16 protein-coding genes are annotated in these 15,472 nt (G+C 65.1%); 14 read left to right on the forward strand and 2 right to left on the reverse strand.

The genetic code is table 11. From position 1 onward, the window contains the following. The first annotated feature begins 75 nt into the window (after positions 1-75). From dnaJ to BLV60_RS05990, 4 genes are all read left to right on the forward strand, one after another. Positions 76-1,215, forward strand: a complete 1,140-nt coding sequence (gene dnaJ, locus BLV60_RS05975) for a molecular chaperone DnaJ (RefSeq protein ID WP_093051406.1) — start codon at positions 76-78, stop codon at positions 1,213-1,215. Between the two features lie 762 nt (positions 1,216-1,977). After that, on the forward strand, positions 1,978-3,900 hold the full coding sequence (locus BLV60_RS05980) for a PrkA family serine protein kinase (protein WP_093051862.1): 1,923 nt from the start codon (positions 1,978-1,980) through the stop codon (positions 3,898-3,900). Positions 3,901-3,951: 51 nt separating this feature from the next. Then, positions 3,952-5,244, forward strand: a complete 1,293-nt coding sequence (locus BLV60_RS05985; RefSeq protein WP_093051409.1) for a YeaH/YhbH family protein — start codon at positions 3,952-3,954, stop codon at positions 5,242-5,244. After that, positions 5,241-6,773 (forward strand): SpoVR family protein, encoded by a 1,533-nt coding sequence (locus tag BLV60_RS05990; RefSeq protein ID WP_093051412.1) that lies wholly within the window; start codon positions 5,241-5,243, stop codon positions 6,771-6,773. Before BLV60_RS05985 ends, BLV60_RS05990 begins: the two co-directional genes overlap by 4 nt. Before the next feature lie 11 nt (positions 6,774-6,784). Here the strand turns inward: BLV60_RS05990 and aroQ are convergent, their stop codons facing one another. Both aroQ and BLV60_RS06000 read right to left on the reverse strand, forming a co-directional pair. Then, entirely contained in the window at positions 6,785-7,225 is a 441-nt protein-coding gene (aroQ, locus tag BLV60_RS05995; RefSeq protein WP_093051415.1) for a type II 3-dehydroquinate dehydratase, read from the reverse strand. A 27-nt stretch (positions 7,226-7,252) separates the two neighbouring features. Further along, on the reverse strand, positions 7,253-8,221 hold the full coding sequence (locus BLV60_RS06000) for a LysR family transcriptional regulator (protein ID WP_093051418.1): 969 nt from the start codon (positions 8,219-8,221) through the stop codon (positions 7,253-7,255). Positions 8,222-8,330: 109 nt separating this feature from the next. Between BLV60_RS06000 and BLV60_RS06005 the strand changes: the two genes are divergently transcribed. From BLV60_RS06005 to BLV60_RS06050, 10 genes are read left to right on the forward strand one after another with little or no spacing between them, the layout of a single operon-like run. Next, positions 8,331-9,008 carry a Rieske (2Fe-2S) protein gene (locus tag BLV60_RS06005; protein WP_093051421.1) on the forward strand — a complete coding sequence of 226 codons (678 nt, stop codon included), beginning with the start codon at positions 8,331-8,333 and terminating at the stop codon, positions 9,006-9,008. An 8-nt stretch (positions 9,009-9,016) separates the two neighbouring features. Beyond that, complete coding sequence (locus BLV60_RS06010; protein WP_093051424.1) at positions 9,017-9,859, forward strand: aromatic ring-hydroxylating oxygenase subunit alpha; 843 nt, start codon at positions 9,017-9,019, stop codon at positions 9,857-9,859. Next, positions 9,856-10,503 carry a glutathione S-transferase family protein gene (locus BLV60_RS06015; protein WP_093051426.1) on the forward strand — a complete coding sequence of 216 codons (648 nt, stop codon included), beginning with the start codon at positions 9,856-9,858 and terminating at the stop codon, positions 10,501-10,503. The genes BLV60_RS06010 and BLV60_RS06015 overlap by 4 nt, the downstream gene beginning before the upstream one ends. Before the next feature lie 52 nt (positions 10,504-10,555). Next, positions 10,556-11,662 (forward strand): S-(hydroxymethyl)glutathione dehydrogenase/class III alcohol dehydrogenase, encoded by a 1,107-nt coding sequence (locus tag BLV60_RS06020; RefSeq protein ID WP_093051428.1) that lies wholly within the window; start codon positions 10,556-10,558, stop codon positions 11,660-11,662. A gap of 19 nt (positions 11,663-11,681) precedes the next feature. Next, positions 11,682-12,605 (forward strand): alpha/beta fold hydrolase, encoded by a 924-nt coding sequence (locus tag BLV60_RS06025; protein ID WP_093051430.1) that lies wholly within the window; start codon positions 11,682-11,684, stop codon positions 12,603-12,605. Beyond that, positions 12,602-13,480: an S-formylglutathione hydrolase gene (gene fghA, locus BLV60_RS06030; protein ID WP_093051433.1), complete on the forward strand. Its 879-nt coding sequence runs from the start codon at positions 12,602-12,604 to the stop codon at positions 13,478-13,480. The genes BLV60_RS06025 and fghA overlap by 4 nt, the downstream gene beginning before the upstream one ends. A 48-nt stretch (positions 13,481-13,528) precedes the next feature. Continuing rightward, entirely contained in the window at positions 13,529-14,023 is a 495-nt protein-coding gene (locus BLV60_RS06035; RefSeq protein WP_256216816.1) for a GNAT family N-acetyltransferase, read from the forward strand. A 22-nt stretch (positions 14,024-14,045) separates the two neighbouring features. Then, positions 14,046-14,435 (forward strand): VOC family protein, encoded by a 390-nt coding sequence (locus BLV60_RS06040; RefSeq protein ID WP_093051439.1) that lies wholly within the window; start codon positions 14,046-14,048, stop codon positions 14,433-14,435. Beyond that, complete coding sequence (locus BLV60_RS06045; protein WP_093051442.1) at positions 14,432-14,857, forward strand: TfoX/Sxy family protein; 426 nt, start codon at positions 14,432-14,434, stop codon at positions 14,855-14,857. The genes BLV60_RS06040 and BLV60_RS06045 overlap by 4 nt, the downstream gene beginning before the upstream one ends. Further along, positions 14,854-15,465: a 3'-5' exonuclease gene (locus BLV60_RS06050; protein ID WP_093051445.1), complete on the forward strand. Its 612-nt coding sequence runs from the start codon at positions 14,854-14,856 to the stop codon at positions 15,463-15,465. The genes BLV60_RS06045 and BLV60_RS06050 overlap by 4 nt, the downstream gene beginning before the upstream one ends. Positions 15,466-15,472: the final 7 nt, after the last annotated feature.

Genomic DNA, 15,472 nt, shown 5'->3' on the forward strand with positions numbered 1-15,472 from the left:
AAAAGGTGCTCCAGCCTTTCTCGCTTCAAGTTACCCGAGTTCCCGCTGCTTCCCTGATCTGCTGATCGACCTGCCATGGCCACCAAACGCGACTACTACGAAACCCTCGGCGTCCCCAAGAACGCGAGCGAGGAAGAAATCAAGAAGGCTTATCGCAAGCTTGCGATGAAGCACCACCCCGACCGCAACCACGGCGACACCTCGAAGGAGGCCGAGGCCAAGTTCAAGGAGGTGAAGGAAGCCTACGAAATGCTGTCCGACGGACAGAAGCGCGCGGCCTACGACCAGTACGGCCATGCCGGCGTCGACCCCAACATGCGCGGCGGCCCGGGCGCCGAAGGCTTCGGCGGTTTCGCGGAAGCCTTCGGCGACATCTTCGGCGACGTGTTCGGCGGCGGCGGCCGAGGCCGCACCAGCAGCGGCCGCCAGGTGTTCCGCGGCAGCGACCTGAGCTACGCGATGGAGATCTCGCTCGAAGAGGCTGCAGAAGGCAAGACCACCGAGATCCGCATCCCCACCTGGGACGAGTGCGACACCTGCCATGGCTCGGGCGCGAAGCCCGGCACCAAGCCCATCACCTGCACGACCTGCCACGGCGCGGGCGCGGTGCAGATGCGCCAGGGCTTCTTCAGCGTGCAGCAGACCTGCCCTACCTGCCACGGCAGCGGCAAGATCGTTCCAGAGCCCTGCACCGTGTGCCACGGCCAGGGCAAGATCAAGCGCAACAAGACGCTCGAAGTGAAGATCCGCGCAGGCATCGACGACGGCCAGCGCATGCGCGTGACCGGCAGCGGCGAGCCCGGCGTCAACGGCGGCCCGCCGGGCGACCTGTACATCGAGATCCGGCTCAGGAAGCACGACATCTTCGAGCGCGACGGCGACAACCTGCACTGCGTGGTGCCCGTGAGCATGACCACGGCGGCGCTGGGCGGCGAGATCAACGTGCCCACGCTCAAGGGCGCGGCGGCCATCGACATTCCCGAAGGTACGCAAAGCGGCAAGCAGTTCCGCCTGCGCGGCAAGGGCATCAAGGGCGTCAACTCGAGCTACCCCGGCGACCTCTACTGCCACGTGCGCGTCGAGACGCCGGTGAAGCTCACCGAGTTCCAGCGCAAGCTGCTGAAGGACCTCGACGAGTCGCTCAAGAAGGGCGGCGAGAAGCACAGCCCGACCGACAAGGGCTGGTTCGACAAGGCGAAGGAATTCTTCAGCTGAGCTGGCTTGTGAGCACCAAAGGCGTGCAGGGACTGGCCAGCTGCCTGAATCCCTGCCTCATCCGGCGCCAGCGTTACACGTCGGACCTGTTCTCCATCTGAGATATGTAACGCCGGGGGCTTCACTTCAGTGGATGCCACCACCTCCAACCAGGGCCGCTTAGCGGCCCTTTGTCATGCTGGAGTCGCCGGACTGGTGCATCCAGGCCTCCCAGGCCCGTAGCAGGCACATTGGCAGTGCGTCCTGCACCTCTGCGGTACATGCCGACCCGCGCCCAAGCTTCCTTCCCACGCCAACACGCGCAAGCGGCCCATCAAAAAGTGGCGCGAGGATTGCTTTTATATTTTTTTTGGCTGTGCAATAAACCAAACGACAGACCGCGCGTTATTGCAGGAGACGCCCGTTTTTTTGAGCCCCGAGGCTCAATAGGCGATGCTTTCCCGGAGAAAAGGCAAAAACGGACGATAGCCATTTGGCATAGGTGTTTTCACCCGGGGAGAATTGGGAAAGCGAGCCTTTGAATTTAACTGAAATCCGGAAATTTGTTCCTTGTTTTTCGTTGAACTTTACTCGTCCGTGTGGTTCTGAATTAACAAATGATTTGCCGGGTTCAATCTTTGCTTTATGCTGATTGTTAGCAGATTGTTGTAAGGGAGTTTTCCGCGGCATGCAGCCATGGGCAGGCACACCTTTAAATGTTGCGCAAGGCCTTTGCTGCACGCCATCGGGCTAAAAGCCCACTGACTTGATGGAGGCGTGACCATGGATGTGATCAGCAACTTTGCCGCCCGCTACGAGCGCACCCGCGAGGAAGTCATCTCGCTGCAGGACTACCTGGATATCTGCAAGCGTGACCCCACGGCCTACGCCACTGCCTCCGAGCGCATGCTCAAGGCCATCGGCGACCCGGAGCTGGTCGACACGCGCAACGACCCCCGTCTTTCGCGCATCTTCGCCAACAAGGTCATCAAGATCTATCCGGCGTTCAAGGAGTTCTATGGCATGGAAGACGCCATAGAACAGGTAGTGTCCTATTTCCGACACGCAGCCCAGGGGCTGGAAGAAAAGAAGCAAATCCTTTACCTGCTGGGCCCGGTCGGTGGCGGCAAGAGCTCGATCGCCGAACGCCTGAAGCAGTTGATGGAGCACGTGCCCTTCTACGCCATCCAGGGCTCGCCGGTGAACGAATCCCCGCTCGGCCTCTTCGACACGCTCGAAGACGGCGAGATCCTTGAAAAAGAATACGGCATCCCCCGCCGGTACCTGAATCGAATTCTCTCGCCCTGGGCCGTCAAGCGGCTCGAGGAGTACGGCGGCGACATCCGCCAGTTCAAGATCGTCAAGCGCTTCCCGTCGGTGCTGCGGCAGATCGCCGTCGCCAAGACCGAGCCCGGCGACGAGAACAACCAGGACATTTCCTCGCTGGTCGGCAAGGTCGACATCCGCAAGCTCGAAACCTATGCCCAGGACGACCCGGACGCCTACGCCTACTCCGGCGGCCTGTGCCTGGCCAACCAGGGCCTGCTGGAGTTCGTGGAAATGTTCAAGGCGCCCATCAAGGTGCTGCACCCCTTGCTCACGGCAACGCAGGAAAGCAACTTCAAGGGCACCGAAGGCTTCGGCGCCATCCCGTTCGACGGCATCGTGCTCGCGCACAGCAACGAGAGCGAGTGGAAGGCCTTCCGCAACAACAAGAACAACGAGGCTTTCCTCGACCGGATCTACATCGTCAAGGTGCCCTACTGCCTGCGCGCCTCGGAAGAAATCAAGATCTACGAGAAGCTCGTGCGCAACTCGTCGCTGGCCCAGGCACCCTGCGCGCCCGGAACGCTTCGCATGATGGCCCAGCTCTCGGTGCTCACGCGCCTGAAGGAGCCCGAGAACTCCAGCACCTTCAGCAAGATGCAGGTGTACGACGGCGAGAACCTTAAAGATACCGACCCCAAGGCCAAGTCGATCCAGGAGTACCGCGACTACGCGGGCGTCGACGAAGGCATGAGCGGTGTGTCCACGCGCTTCGCCTTCAAGATCATCTCGAAGGTCTTCAACTTCGACAGCTCGGAAGTGGCCGCGAACCCGGTGCACCTGATGTATGTGCTCGAACAGCAGATCGAGCGCGAGCAGTTCGCGCCCGAGATCGAGCAGAAGTACATCAGCTACATCAAGGAGCTGCTGGCGCCGCGCTACGCCGAGTTCATCGGCAAGGAGATCCAGACCGCCTACCTCGAGAGCTACAGCGAGTACGGCCAGAACATCTTCGACCGCTACGTCACCTACGCCGACTACTGGATCCAGGACCAGGAGTTCCGCGACGTCGACACCGGCGAAGTGTTCGATCGCGCCTCGCTCAATGGCGAACTCGAAAAAATCGAGCGGCCCGCCGGCATCGGCAACCCGAAGGACTTCCGCAACGAGATCGTCAACTTCGTGCTGCGCGCACGGGCCGGCAACGCGGGGCGCAACCCGGCGTGGACCAGCTACGAGAAGCTGCGCGCGGTGATCGAGAAGAAGATGTTCTCGAACACCGAAGAGCTCCTGCCGGTGATCAGCTTCAACACCAAGAGCAGCGCCGACGAACAGAAGAAGCACGAAGACTTCGTGACCCGCATGGTCGAGAAGGGCTACACGGCCAAGCAGGTTCGCCTGCTCTGCGAGTGGTATCTGCGGGTGCGCAAGAGTTCATAAAAAAGACGACCCTTCGTTCGTTCTCTCTTTGCAAGGAGCTTTGACAACATCGTGGCCATCCTGCAGCAGATCATCGACCGCCGGCTATCGGGCAAGAACAAGTCCATTGGCAACCGCGAGCGCTTCCTTCGGCGCTACAAGGGGCAGATCCAGGAAGCGGTGAGGCGCGCCGTCAGCGGCCGCAACATCCGCGAGCTGGAGCAAGGCGAAGACGTGACCCTGCCGCGCCACGACGTGTCCGAGCCGGTGTTCGGGCATGCACGCGGCGGCGACCGCGAGTACGTGCATCCGGGCAACCAGGAGTACCTGAAAGGCGACCGCATCAAGCGCCCCGAAGGCGGGGGCAGCGGTGGTTCCGGCAGCGGCGAGGCCAGCGACAGCGGCGAAGGCGAGGACGACTTCGTCTTCCGCCTCACGCGCGAAGAGTTCATGCGCGTGTTCTTCGACGACCTCGCGCTGCCGCACCTCATTCGCACGCAGATCGCCGACGTGCCCGAGTGGAAGAGCCACCGCGCCGGCTTCACCAGCGACGGCTCGCCCAACAACCTGCACGTGGTGCGCTCGATGCGCGGTGCGCTCGCCCGCCGCATCGCGCTGGGCGGCGAACCGCGCAAGGAGCTCAAGCGCCTGGAAGCGCACCTCGAACACCTGAAGCTGCATCCGCAGGTCACTTCAGCGCTCATCCAGAAGGAAATCCGCGAGACCGAAGAGCGCATCGCCGAGCTGCGCCGCACCATGCGGCACGTGCCCTACATCGACCCCATCGACCTGCGCTACCGCAACCGCGTGAAGACGCCGGTGCCCAGTGCCAAGGCCGTGATGTTCTGCCTCATGGACGTGTCGGGCTCGATGGACGAGGCGCGCAAGGACATGGCCAAGCGCTTCTTCATGCTGCTGTACATGTTCCTCACGCGGCACTACGAGACCATCGACCTCGTGTTCCTGCGCCATCACACGCAGGCGCAGGAGGTGACTGAAGAAGAGTTCTTCCACGCCACCGAAACCGGCGGCACCGTGGTGTCGAGCGCGCTGGTACTGATGGACGAGATCATCAAGGCGCGCTACCCCAGCGGCGAATGGAACGTGTACGGCGCACAGGCCAGCGACGGCGACAACTGGCACCAGGACAGCGGCCGCTGCCGCGAGCTGCTGGTCGAGAACATCCTGCCGGTGGTGCGCTACTACGCCTACGTGCAGGTGGCCGAGACCGAGCAGAACCTGTGGCAGGAGTACCAGCAGCTCGAGGGCGTCGCGCCCAACTTCGCCATGCGCAAGGTGTCCGACGCGCAAGACATCTATCCGGTTTTCCGCGACCTGTTCAAGAAGGAAGGGGTCACGTCATGAGCGCCATCATCGTCCCCCCTCGGCTCGAACGCCTGCCCAGCCCTTCCGACTGGACATTCGACCTTATCGAGACATATCACACCGAGATCGCCAAGACCGCCAAGGGCTATGGCCTCGACGTGTACGCGAACCAGCTCGAGGTCATCACGGCCGAACAGATGATGGACGCCTACGCGAGTGTGGGCATGCCGATGATCTATCGCCATTGGTCGTACGGCAAACAGTTCATCGCCACCGAGAAGAACTACCGCCGCGGGCACATGGGGCTGGCCTACGAGATCGTCATCAACTCCGATCCGTGCATCGCCTACCTGATGGAAGAAAACACCATGGCCATGCAGGCCCTGGTGATCGCGCATGCGGCCTACGGCCACAACAGCTTCTTCAAGGGCAACTACCTGTTCCGCATGTGGACCGATGCGTCGTCCATCATCGACTACCTCGTCTACGCACGGCACTACATCGCCGAGTGCGAGGAGCGCCACGGCCTCGACGCGGTCGAGGAACTGCTCGACTCCTGCCACGCGCTCATGAACTACGGCGTCGACCGCTATCGCCGCCCGCAGAAGCGCTCGCTGGCGCAAGAGAGTGCCCAGCGTACCGAGCGCGAGCGCCACATGCAGCAGCAGGTGAACGACCTGTGGCGCACGCTGCCGCGCAAGAGCGAGCAGGCGGCCGAGTCTGATTCGTCAAAACGCTTTCCGTCGGAGCCGCAGGAGAACCTGCTCTACTTCATCGAGAAGAACGCCGCGCTGCTCGAACCCTGGCAGCGCGAAGTGGTGCGCATCGTGCGCAAGATCGCGCAGTACTTCTACCCGCAACGCCAGACCCAGGTGATGAACGAAGGCTGGGCCACCTTCTGGCACTACACGCTGCTCAACACCATGTACGACCGCGGCCAGCTGGCCGACGGCTTCATGATGGAATGGCTCAGTTCGCACACGGGCGTGATCTTCCAGCCGCCAGTGGGACACCGCGCTTACAGCGGCATCAACCCGTATGCGCTGGGTTTCGCGATGTACACCGACCTGCGGCGCGTCTGCGAGAAGCCGACCGAGGAAGACCGCCGCTGGTTCCCCGACTTCGCGGGCAGCGACTGGCTCAAGACGCTCGACTACGCGATGCGCAACTTCAAGGACGAGAGCTTCATCGGCCAGTTCCTGAGCCCGAAGACGATGCGCGACTTCCGCCTGTTCTCGATCCGCGACTTCCAGAGCGAGGCCGAGCTGGAGGTATCCGCCATCCACGACGACAGCGGCTACCAGGCGCTGCGCGAATCGCTGTCACGCCAGTACGACATCAGCAGCCGCGAGCCCGACATCCAGGTGTGGAGCGTGGCCACGCGCGGCGACCGTTCGCTGACGCTGCGTCACACGCAGCGCAACAACCTGCCGCTGCACGACGGGGCGGAAGAAGTGCTGAAGCACGTCGCGCGGCTCTGGGGCTTCGACGTGCACCTCGAAAGCATCGACAGCGCCGGGCGCATCAGCCGCAGCTGGAAGGCCACGGCGCCGAAGCAGCTGTACTAGAAGTATGAGGGTCAGGGCACCAGGGCCGCGATGGCCAAGGTGTAGCCCTTCACGCCCAGCCCCACGATGATTCCCTTCGCCGCGGGCGAGATGTACGAGTGGTGGCGAAACTCCTCGCGCGCGTGCACGTTCGAGATGTGCAGCTCGATCAACGGCACGCTCGCGCCCTTGATCGCATCGTGCAGCGCAATCGACGTGTGGGTGTAGGCGCCGGGGTTCATCACCACGCCGAGCATGTTGCCCGCCGCCACTTCGCGGCCGGCTTCCTGGATCCAGTCGATCAGCACGCCTTCGTGGTTCGACTGGCGGCATTCGATCTCCACGCCCAGCTTCGCGCCCGTGTCCTTGCACAGGCGCTCGACGTCGGCCAGCGTGTCGCGTCCGTACTGTTCGGGCTCGCGCGTGCCGAGCAGGTTGAGGTTGGGGCCGTTGAGGACGAGGATTTTCTTCATGATGGATGAGGGTCTGGCGGACTGCAATTATGGTCTCGCGGCCGTCCTGCGGCGCCGCGCCGTGGACGATCCGACGTAGTAGTTGTACGAATCGATGTCGACCACGCAGCGCGCCATCAGGTCGACGAACGAGCGCAGCTTCTGCCCCATGTAGCGCTGCCGTTGGTAGGCACAGTAGATGCGCCGCGGCTCGGGCTGCCACTGCGGCAGCACCGGCACCAGCACGCCCTGCTCCAGCTCGGGCCGCACGAAGAAGGCCGGCAGCAGCGCGATGCCCAGGCCGTCGATGCAGAAAGTCTTCATGACCCAGTGGTCGTTGGTCTCAAAGGCGGGCTCGGGCTGGAAGGCAAAGCTCGATGCGCCCGACACCAGCAGCACCTGCGAACGCACCGAAGGCTCCTTCATCACTATGGACTGGTGCGTGGCCAGCTCTTCAGGCGACGACGGCGTGCCGCGGCGCGCCAGGTACTGCGGGCTCGCATACAGCCCGTAGTTCAGCCGCCCGAGCAGCTTGGCCACGAGGTTCGGCGCATCGGGCGGCTCGGAGCACACGTAGCAGTCGACATCGCCGATCTGCGGCGCATGGAAGCCGTTCGCCACGTCGAGCTGGCAGCGCACGTCCGGGTGCATTTCCAGGAACAGCTTGACGACATGGCAGACGAAGGAGGTGCTGAACTGCGTGTCCGACAGCAGCGAGAGGCCGCCCGAGACGCCCGTCGTCAGCGCGTGGATCTCGGTGCTGGCCGCTTCGAGCCGGCCCGTCACTTCGTCGAGCAGCCCTTCGCCGCGCGCAAAGAACGCGCGGCCGGCCTCGGTGAGCGCAATGCGGCGGGGGCTGCGCATCAGCAACTGCGCGCCAAGCAATTTCTCCAGCCGCGTGAGCTGCCGGCTCAAAGTGGCCTTGGACACGCCCGAGAGGCTTTCGGCCTTGGTGAGACTGCCGCTCCGGGCGATCAGTACGAAGGCCTCTACAAGGGCGAGATCGATCCGGCTCATGAGGCCCGGCGTTGCAGGAATGAAAAGTAGCGTCTCTTCATGTGGCTTTCATCGATGCGGCGGAAGCGTTACGGTATCACCGGCGCCCAGCCTTGCTCCCCCACGATCCATGAACACACAGAACACCGCCACCTGGCACCCCGTCGCGCGCTCGGCCGACCTGCGCGCCGGCACCAACATCGTCGCCGGCTTTGCCGAGGGCCAGGAGCTCGCGCTCTGGCGCGCCGCCGACGGCACCGCCCAGGCCTGGGAGAACCGCTGCCCGCACCGCAGCGTGCGCTTCACGCTGGGCCAGGTCGTCGACAACCGCCTGGCCTGCGCGTACCACGGCTGGCAGTACGCGGCGGGCAGCGGGCAGTGCACCAGCATTCCGGCGCATCCGGCCATGCAGGCTCCGCGCAACGTCTGCGCGAAGACCTTCGGCACGATGGAGGCCGCAGGGATGCTGTGGGTTCACCTGTCGCCCGAAGTGCCGCCCGCGCCCGCCGAACTGGAAGGCGCCATCCCCACCGGCTGGCACTTCTGCCGCACGCTGACCGTGCGTGCGCCCGCCGGCACGGTGCGAGAAACGCTGGCACAGCGCGGCCTGACAGCCGATGCGGTCTCAGCCGCCTGGCGCGGCCTGCTCGACGACGTGAACACCGTCGCCCTCGTCCTCGACGCCCAGCCCCGGCTTGCCTTCGTCCACCTGTGGACCGATGCAGCGCCCGGCTCGCCCGCCATGAAGACCCTGCACACCGCCGCCCGCGAACTGCGCGCCGGCATCGAAGCCCTGCCCCAAGGCTGAAAGCACCCATGCCCTTCGTCACCAACGACCCCAACATGCTCGACGACTGGCTGGTCGTCGGGCCCGCGACGACCACGCCCCGCACGACCCGCCTGCTCGGCGAAACCGTGCAGCTCTGGACCGACGCCGACGGCACGCCCCAATGCCGCCTCGGCGACCAGCCGCTTACTGTGAAGTCGCGCTACGGCTACTTCTGGGTCTGCCCCAGCGGCCGACCCGCGCGCGCCCTGTTCGACTTTCCCGAGCACAGCGAACCCGGCCGCCGCATCATCGACTGCGGCGGCATCGGCGTCGCGGTGTCGGGCCTGCGCGTGATCGAGAACTTCCTCGACATGGCGCACTTTCCCTTCGTGCATGCCGACTACCTCGGCAAGGTGCCGCACACCGAGGTGGCGCAGTATCAGGTGCAGGTCGAGCCCGCCACCGGCGAGATCTGGGCCACCGACTGCCGCTTCTGGCAGCCGCGCGCTTCCGCCGCCCACGATTCGGGCAGCGAGGTGCTCTACAAGTACCGCGTGATGCAGCCCTTCTCGGCCATGCTCTACAAATCGAGCTTCCGTGCGGGCGCGCTCGACGCGATCGGCCTTTTTCTTCAGCCCATCGACGACGAGCACGTTGTCGCCCACACGCTGCTCGCCTGCTACGACGACGACTCCACCGATGCCGAGCTCATCGCCTTCCAGCACACCATCTTCGGCCAGGACAAGCCCATCCTGGAGAACCATGCCTTCAAGCGCATGCCGCTCGAAGGCCGTGCCGAAACGCCGACGCGCGGCGACACATCCTCCGTCACTTATCGGCGATGGCTGCGCGAGCGCGGCATGCGCTTCGGCGTGAGGGCAGCGGCATGACGACGCTGAAGCTGTACGACTACCCGCTGTCGGGCAACTGCTTCAAGGTGCGGCAGATGCTGGCCTGGCTGGGTGTCGCGTACGAAACGGTGCCGGTCGATTTCTTTCCCGGCCGCGAGCACAAATCCGCCGCATTCCTGGCGAACATCAACCCGCTCGGCCAGCTCCCGGTGATCGACGACGACGGCTTCGTGCTGCGCGATGCACAGGCCATCCTGGTCTACCTGGCAAGCCGCTACGACGCGCAAGGCCGCTGGTACCCCGCCGACCCGAAGCTGCGCGGCCAGGTCGCGATGTGGCTCGCCACTGCCGACGACATCACCCGCACCGCCTCGGCCGCACGGCTGCACGACGCACTGGGCTACCACCACCTCGACATCGAAGCCTGCCGCAGCGGCGCCCGCGCCGTGTTCCGCGTGCTCGACGACCATCTTGCCGAACAGGCCAGCGCGGGCCTGCGCTGGCTTGCGTCCCCACCCGAGCCGACCATTGCCGACCTCGCCTGCTTCCCCTACGTCGCGCTCGCCGGCGAAGGCGGCATTTCTCTCGATGAATTTCCCGCACTGCGAAACTGGGTCTGGGACTTTCGCCACCTGCCCGGCTTTGTGGGAATGTCGGGAATCTTTCCCGCCGGCCCTGTTTGAACGTCGTCTGGGTATCCTTACCGCTTCGCCTTTCTGAAGAATCACACTCGCCATGAAAACCAAAGCCGCCGTCGCCTGGAAATCCGGAGCCCCGCTCACCATCGAAACCGTGGACCTCGAAGGCCCGAAATTCGGCGAAGTGCTGGTCGAGATCAAGGCCACCGGCATCTGCCACACCGACTACTACACGCTCTCGGGCGCCGACCCCGAAGGCATCTTCCCCGCGATCCTCGGCCATGAAGGCGCGGGCATCGTGGTCGATGTCGGCCCCGGCGTCACCACGCTGAAAAAGGGCGACCACGTCATCCCGCTGTACACGCCCGAATGCCGCCAGTGCAAGTTCTGCCTGAGCCGCAAGACGAATCTGTGCCAGCTGATCCGCGGCACGCAGGGCAAGGGCCTGATGCCCGACGCCACCTCGCGCTTCAGCCTCGACGGCAAGCCGATCTTTCACTACATGGGCACGTCGACCTTCAGCAACTACACGGTCGCCCCTGAAATCTCGCTCGCCAAGATCCGCGAAGACGCCCCCTTCGACAAGGTCTGCTACATCGGCTGCGGCGTCACCACCGGCATCGGCGCGGTGATCTTCACGGCCAAGGTGGAAGCCGGCGCCAACGTGGTGGTGTTCGGCCTCGGCGGCATCGGGCTGAACGTGATCCAGGGCGCCAGGATGGTGGGTGCCGACAAGATCATCGGCGTGGACCTGAACCCCGAGCGTGAGGCCATGGCCCGCAAGTTCGGCATGACGCACTTCATCAACCCCAAGGACACCGAGAACGTCGTCGACGCCATCGTGCAGCTTACCGACGGCGGCGCCGACTACAGCTTCGAGTGCATCGGCAACACCAAGGTGATGCGCCAGGCGCTCGAATGCACGCACAAGGGCTGGGGCCGCAGCATCATCATCGGCGTGGCCGAAGCGGGTGCGGAGATCAGCACGCGGCCGTTCCAGCTGGTCACGGGCCGCAAGTGGGAAGGCTCGGCCTTCGGCGGCGCACGCGGGCGCACCGACGTGCCGAAGATCGTCGACTGGTACATGGAAGGCAAGATCAACATCGACGACCTGATCACGCACACCATGCCGCTGGAGGACATCAACAAGGGCTTCGACCTGATGAAGCGCGGCGAATCCATTCGCGGCGTGGTTCTCTACTAAACCCCGGGAGGCGCTCGCCATGAATCGCATGGAGCCCCTGCACAAGATCGAAGCGGGCGTTCTCGAAATCGCCTACTTCGAAGCAGGCCCCGCCGACGGGCCTCCCGTGCTGCTGATGCACGGCTTTCCGTACGACATCCACACTTACGCCGAAGTCGCGCCAATGCTGGCCGACCAGGGCTGCCGCGTGATCGTGCCGTACCTGCGCGGCTACGGCGCCACGCGCTTCCTGAGCGAAGCCACACCACGCTCGGGCGAGCAGGCCGCGCTGGGCGCCGACCTGCTCGCGCTGCTCGACGCGCTGAAGATCGACCGTGCCGTGCTGGCCGGCTACGACTGGGGCGGCCGCGCCGCCTGCGTGGTCGCGGCGCTGTGGCCCGAACGCTGCGCGGGGCTGGTGTCCCTCAACAGCTACAACATCCAGAACATCGCGAAGGCGATGGAGCCGGACACGCCGGCCAACGAGCACAGCCTCTGGTACCAGTACTACTTCCACAGCGAGCGCGGCCGCGCCGGCCTCGAAAAAGACCGCAAGGCGCTCACAAAGCTGCTGTGGAAGCTCTGGTCGCCAACCTGGAAGTTCGACGACGCCACCTTCGAGCGCAGCGCCGCCGCCTTCGACCACCCTGATTTCGTGGACGTGGTGATCCAGTCGTACCGCCACCGCTTCGGCCTCGTGCCGGGCGACCCGGCCTACGCCGACATCGAACGCCGCCTTGCAGTCCAGCCCACGATCACCGTGCCCGCCATCACCTTCGACGGCATCGACGACGGCGTGCGCCCGCCCGCCGACGCATCGGCCCACGCACACCGTTTCAGCGGCCCGCGTTCGCACCGGCTCGTGCCCGGCGCGGGCCACAACATGCCGCAGGAAGCGCCGCGCACCTTTGCCGACGCCGTGCTCGAACTCGTGCCCGCCCTGCGCGGCAAGAACCCGCAATGACCGACAACACTCCGAAGACTCTTTCCGAGCACCACGCCTTCGGCGGCGTGCAGCGCTTTCTCGAACACCGCTCGCATGAAATCGGCCTGCCGATGCGCTTCTCGGTCTACCTGCCGCCGCAGGTCGCGCACGAGCGGGTGCCCGCCCTGCTCTACCTCGCGGGCCTGACCTGCAACGAGGAGACCTTCGCGATGAAGGCCGGCGCGCAGCGCATGGCCGCGAGCCTGGGCCTTGCGCTGATCGCGCCCGACACCAGCCCGCGAGGCCGCGAAGCGGAAAGCATTCCGGGTGCGAAGGACGACTGGGACTTCGGCATCGGCGCCGGCTTCTACCTCGACGCACTGGCAGAGCCATGGGCCACGCACTGGCGCATGGAAAGCTGGGTCGTGCACGAGTTGCTGCCGCTGGTCGCGAAGCACTTCGCCATCGACGGCGAGCGCATCGGCATCTTCGGCCACTCGATGGGCGGCCACGGTGCGCTCACCCTGGCGCTGCGGCATCCGGGGCGCTTCAAGTCGCTCTCGGCCTTTGCGCCGATCTGCGCGCCCACGCAGTGCCCATGGGGCGAGAAGGCACTCGGCGGCTATCTGGGCCAGCCCGGCGCCGACCGTGCGCAGTGGCTGGCGCACGACGCCAGCGCGCTCATGAAGTCGCAGGTGGTGGCGCCCTACCCGCAGGGCATCCTCATCGACCAGGGCCTGGCCGACAAATTCCTCGCCGAGCAGTTGCACCCCGAGGCCTTCGAGGCCGCCTGCTTCGCGGCGGGCCAGCCGCTCACGCTGCGCCGCCACGCGGGCTACGACCACGGCTACTACTTCATCCAGAGCTTCATGGCCGACCACATAGCGCACCACGCGCAAACCCTGCGCTCCTAGGGCCGCGCCTCATCGACCACAGCGGCCCCGCGCCGTATCATGGTTCGCATGTCCGCCGCCCAAATTCCCGCCTTCCACCTGCGGTTGCGCGAAGGCAGCGCCGAAGAGAACATGGTGCTGGCCGGCATCTGGCGCCGCGCCTGGATCGCGGCCAACCGGGGCGTTCCCCATTTCGAGCCGATCGGCTACTGGCTGCACCGCGTGCAGACCGAGTTCGGCCCGCCCGCCGAAGTGGTGCTGGCGGAGCGCGACGGGCAGGTGCTGGCGTTCATGGTGCTGCTGGAGCGGCGCGAGTACGTGGCCCAGCTCTTCGTCGAGCCCCATCTGCGCAACCAGGGTTTGGGCAAGGCCTTGCTCGACGAGGCCTGCGTGCGCATTCCCACAGGCTGGTGGCTGCACGTTGCCTCCACCAACACGTCGGCGCAGCGCTTCTACGAGCGCTATGGCCTCGAGCGCGGTGCGGTCGATCGGCACCCCTCGAGCGGCCGCGAACGCATCGCCTACCATTGGTCGCCCTCGCGCCCGCCGTGGCGCATCGGCTGAACCCCATCTTCTTTTCGTGCCCATGCGCATCGACCACATCGCACTCTGGACCACCGATCTCGAACGCTGCAAGCGCTTCTATGTCGACTACTTCGGCGCCACCGCCGGCGCGGGTTATGTCAACCCGGCCAAGGGCTTCGCCTCGTGCTTCCTGAGCCTGGGCGACGGCGCGCGCATAGAGGCCATGACCACGAGCACGCTCTCGCCCGTGACGGCCGAAGCCGGCGCGCAGCGCATGGGCTGGACGCACCTGGCGATCAGCGTGGGCTCAGACGCTGCGGTCGACGAACTCACGCAGCGTCTGAAGGCCGACGGCTACCCGCTGCTCGACGGCCCGCGCCGCACTGGCGATGGCTACTACGAGAGCGTGGTGCTCGACCCGGACGGCAACCGCATCGAGATCACCGCATGAGCGAATTCGTCGAAAGCCTGCACGAAACCTTCGAGCGGCTCGGCCGCATCGAAACGCGCCGCATGTTCGGCGGCCACGGCATCTGGCACGAAGGCCGCATGATCGCGCTGGTCGCCAAGGACACGCTCTACCTCAAGGCCGATGCCGAGAGCGCCGCGCATTTCGACAAGCTGAACCTGCCGCCCTTCACCTACGTGCGCCAGGGCAAGTCGATGCCGATGTCGTACCGGCAAGCCCCGGCGGATCTTTTCGAAGACCGCGAGGAAGCCGCCCTGTGGGGCCGCCTTGCATATGAAGCAGCGCTGCGCTCGGGCCAGCCACCGAAGCCGAAGAAAACACCCGCAAAGAAAACAGCAGTGAAGAAAGCCGCAGTGAAGAAAACCTCAGTGAAGAAAAAGACAGCGAAAGCAGCCTCCCGGTGAGCGAGAACCCCAAGCTCCCACCACTGCCCGAGCGCGAACAGATCGCGCTGCTCGAACCCTTCGAAGGCCTCGGCCTGAAAGACATCGTGGTCGTGCAGACACTGCAAGATGCAGAACGTGCCGCCGCCACGCTGCTCGCCGCGGGCATCGCCGGCTTCGACACCGAATCCAAGCCCACCTTCGCGAAGAACGAGGTGTCGGGCGGCCCGCACGTGGTGCAGTTCTCCACGCGCGACACGGCGTGGCTGTTTCAGCTTCACCGCACCGAGTGCAACCCGGTGGTGGCCGCGCTGATCGCCTCCACCGAGCTGCGCAAGGTCGGCTTCGGCCTGTCGGGCGACCTCACGCTGATCCGCAACCGGCTCAACATCGAGCCGAAGGCGGTGTTCGACATCGACAACGAATTCCGCCATCGGGGCTATCGCAAGTCGGTCGGCGTGAAGGCGGCGGTGGCTCTGGTGTTCAACCGCCGCTTCATCAAGTCGCGCAAGGCGACCACTTCCAACTGGGCCAACAAGCAGCTCACCGAGGCGCAGATCCGCTATGCCGCGAACGACGCCTATGCGTCGATCCGCGTGTACGACGCGCTCTTCAGCAGCAGCAACTGACCGATCG

Origin of the sequence: Variovorax sp. YR634 (assembly GCF_900106655.1) — a bacterium.
GTDB lineage: Bacteria > Pseudomonadota > Gammaproteobacteria > Burkholderiales > Burkholderiaceae_C > Variovorax.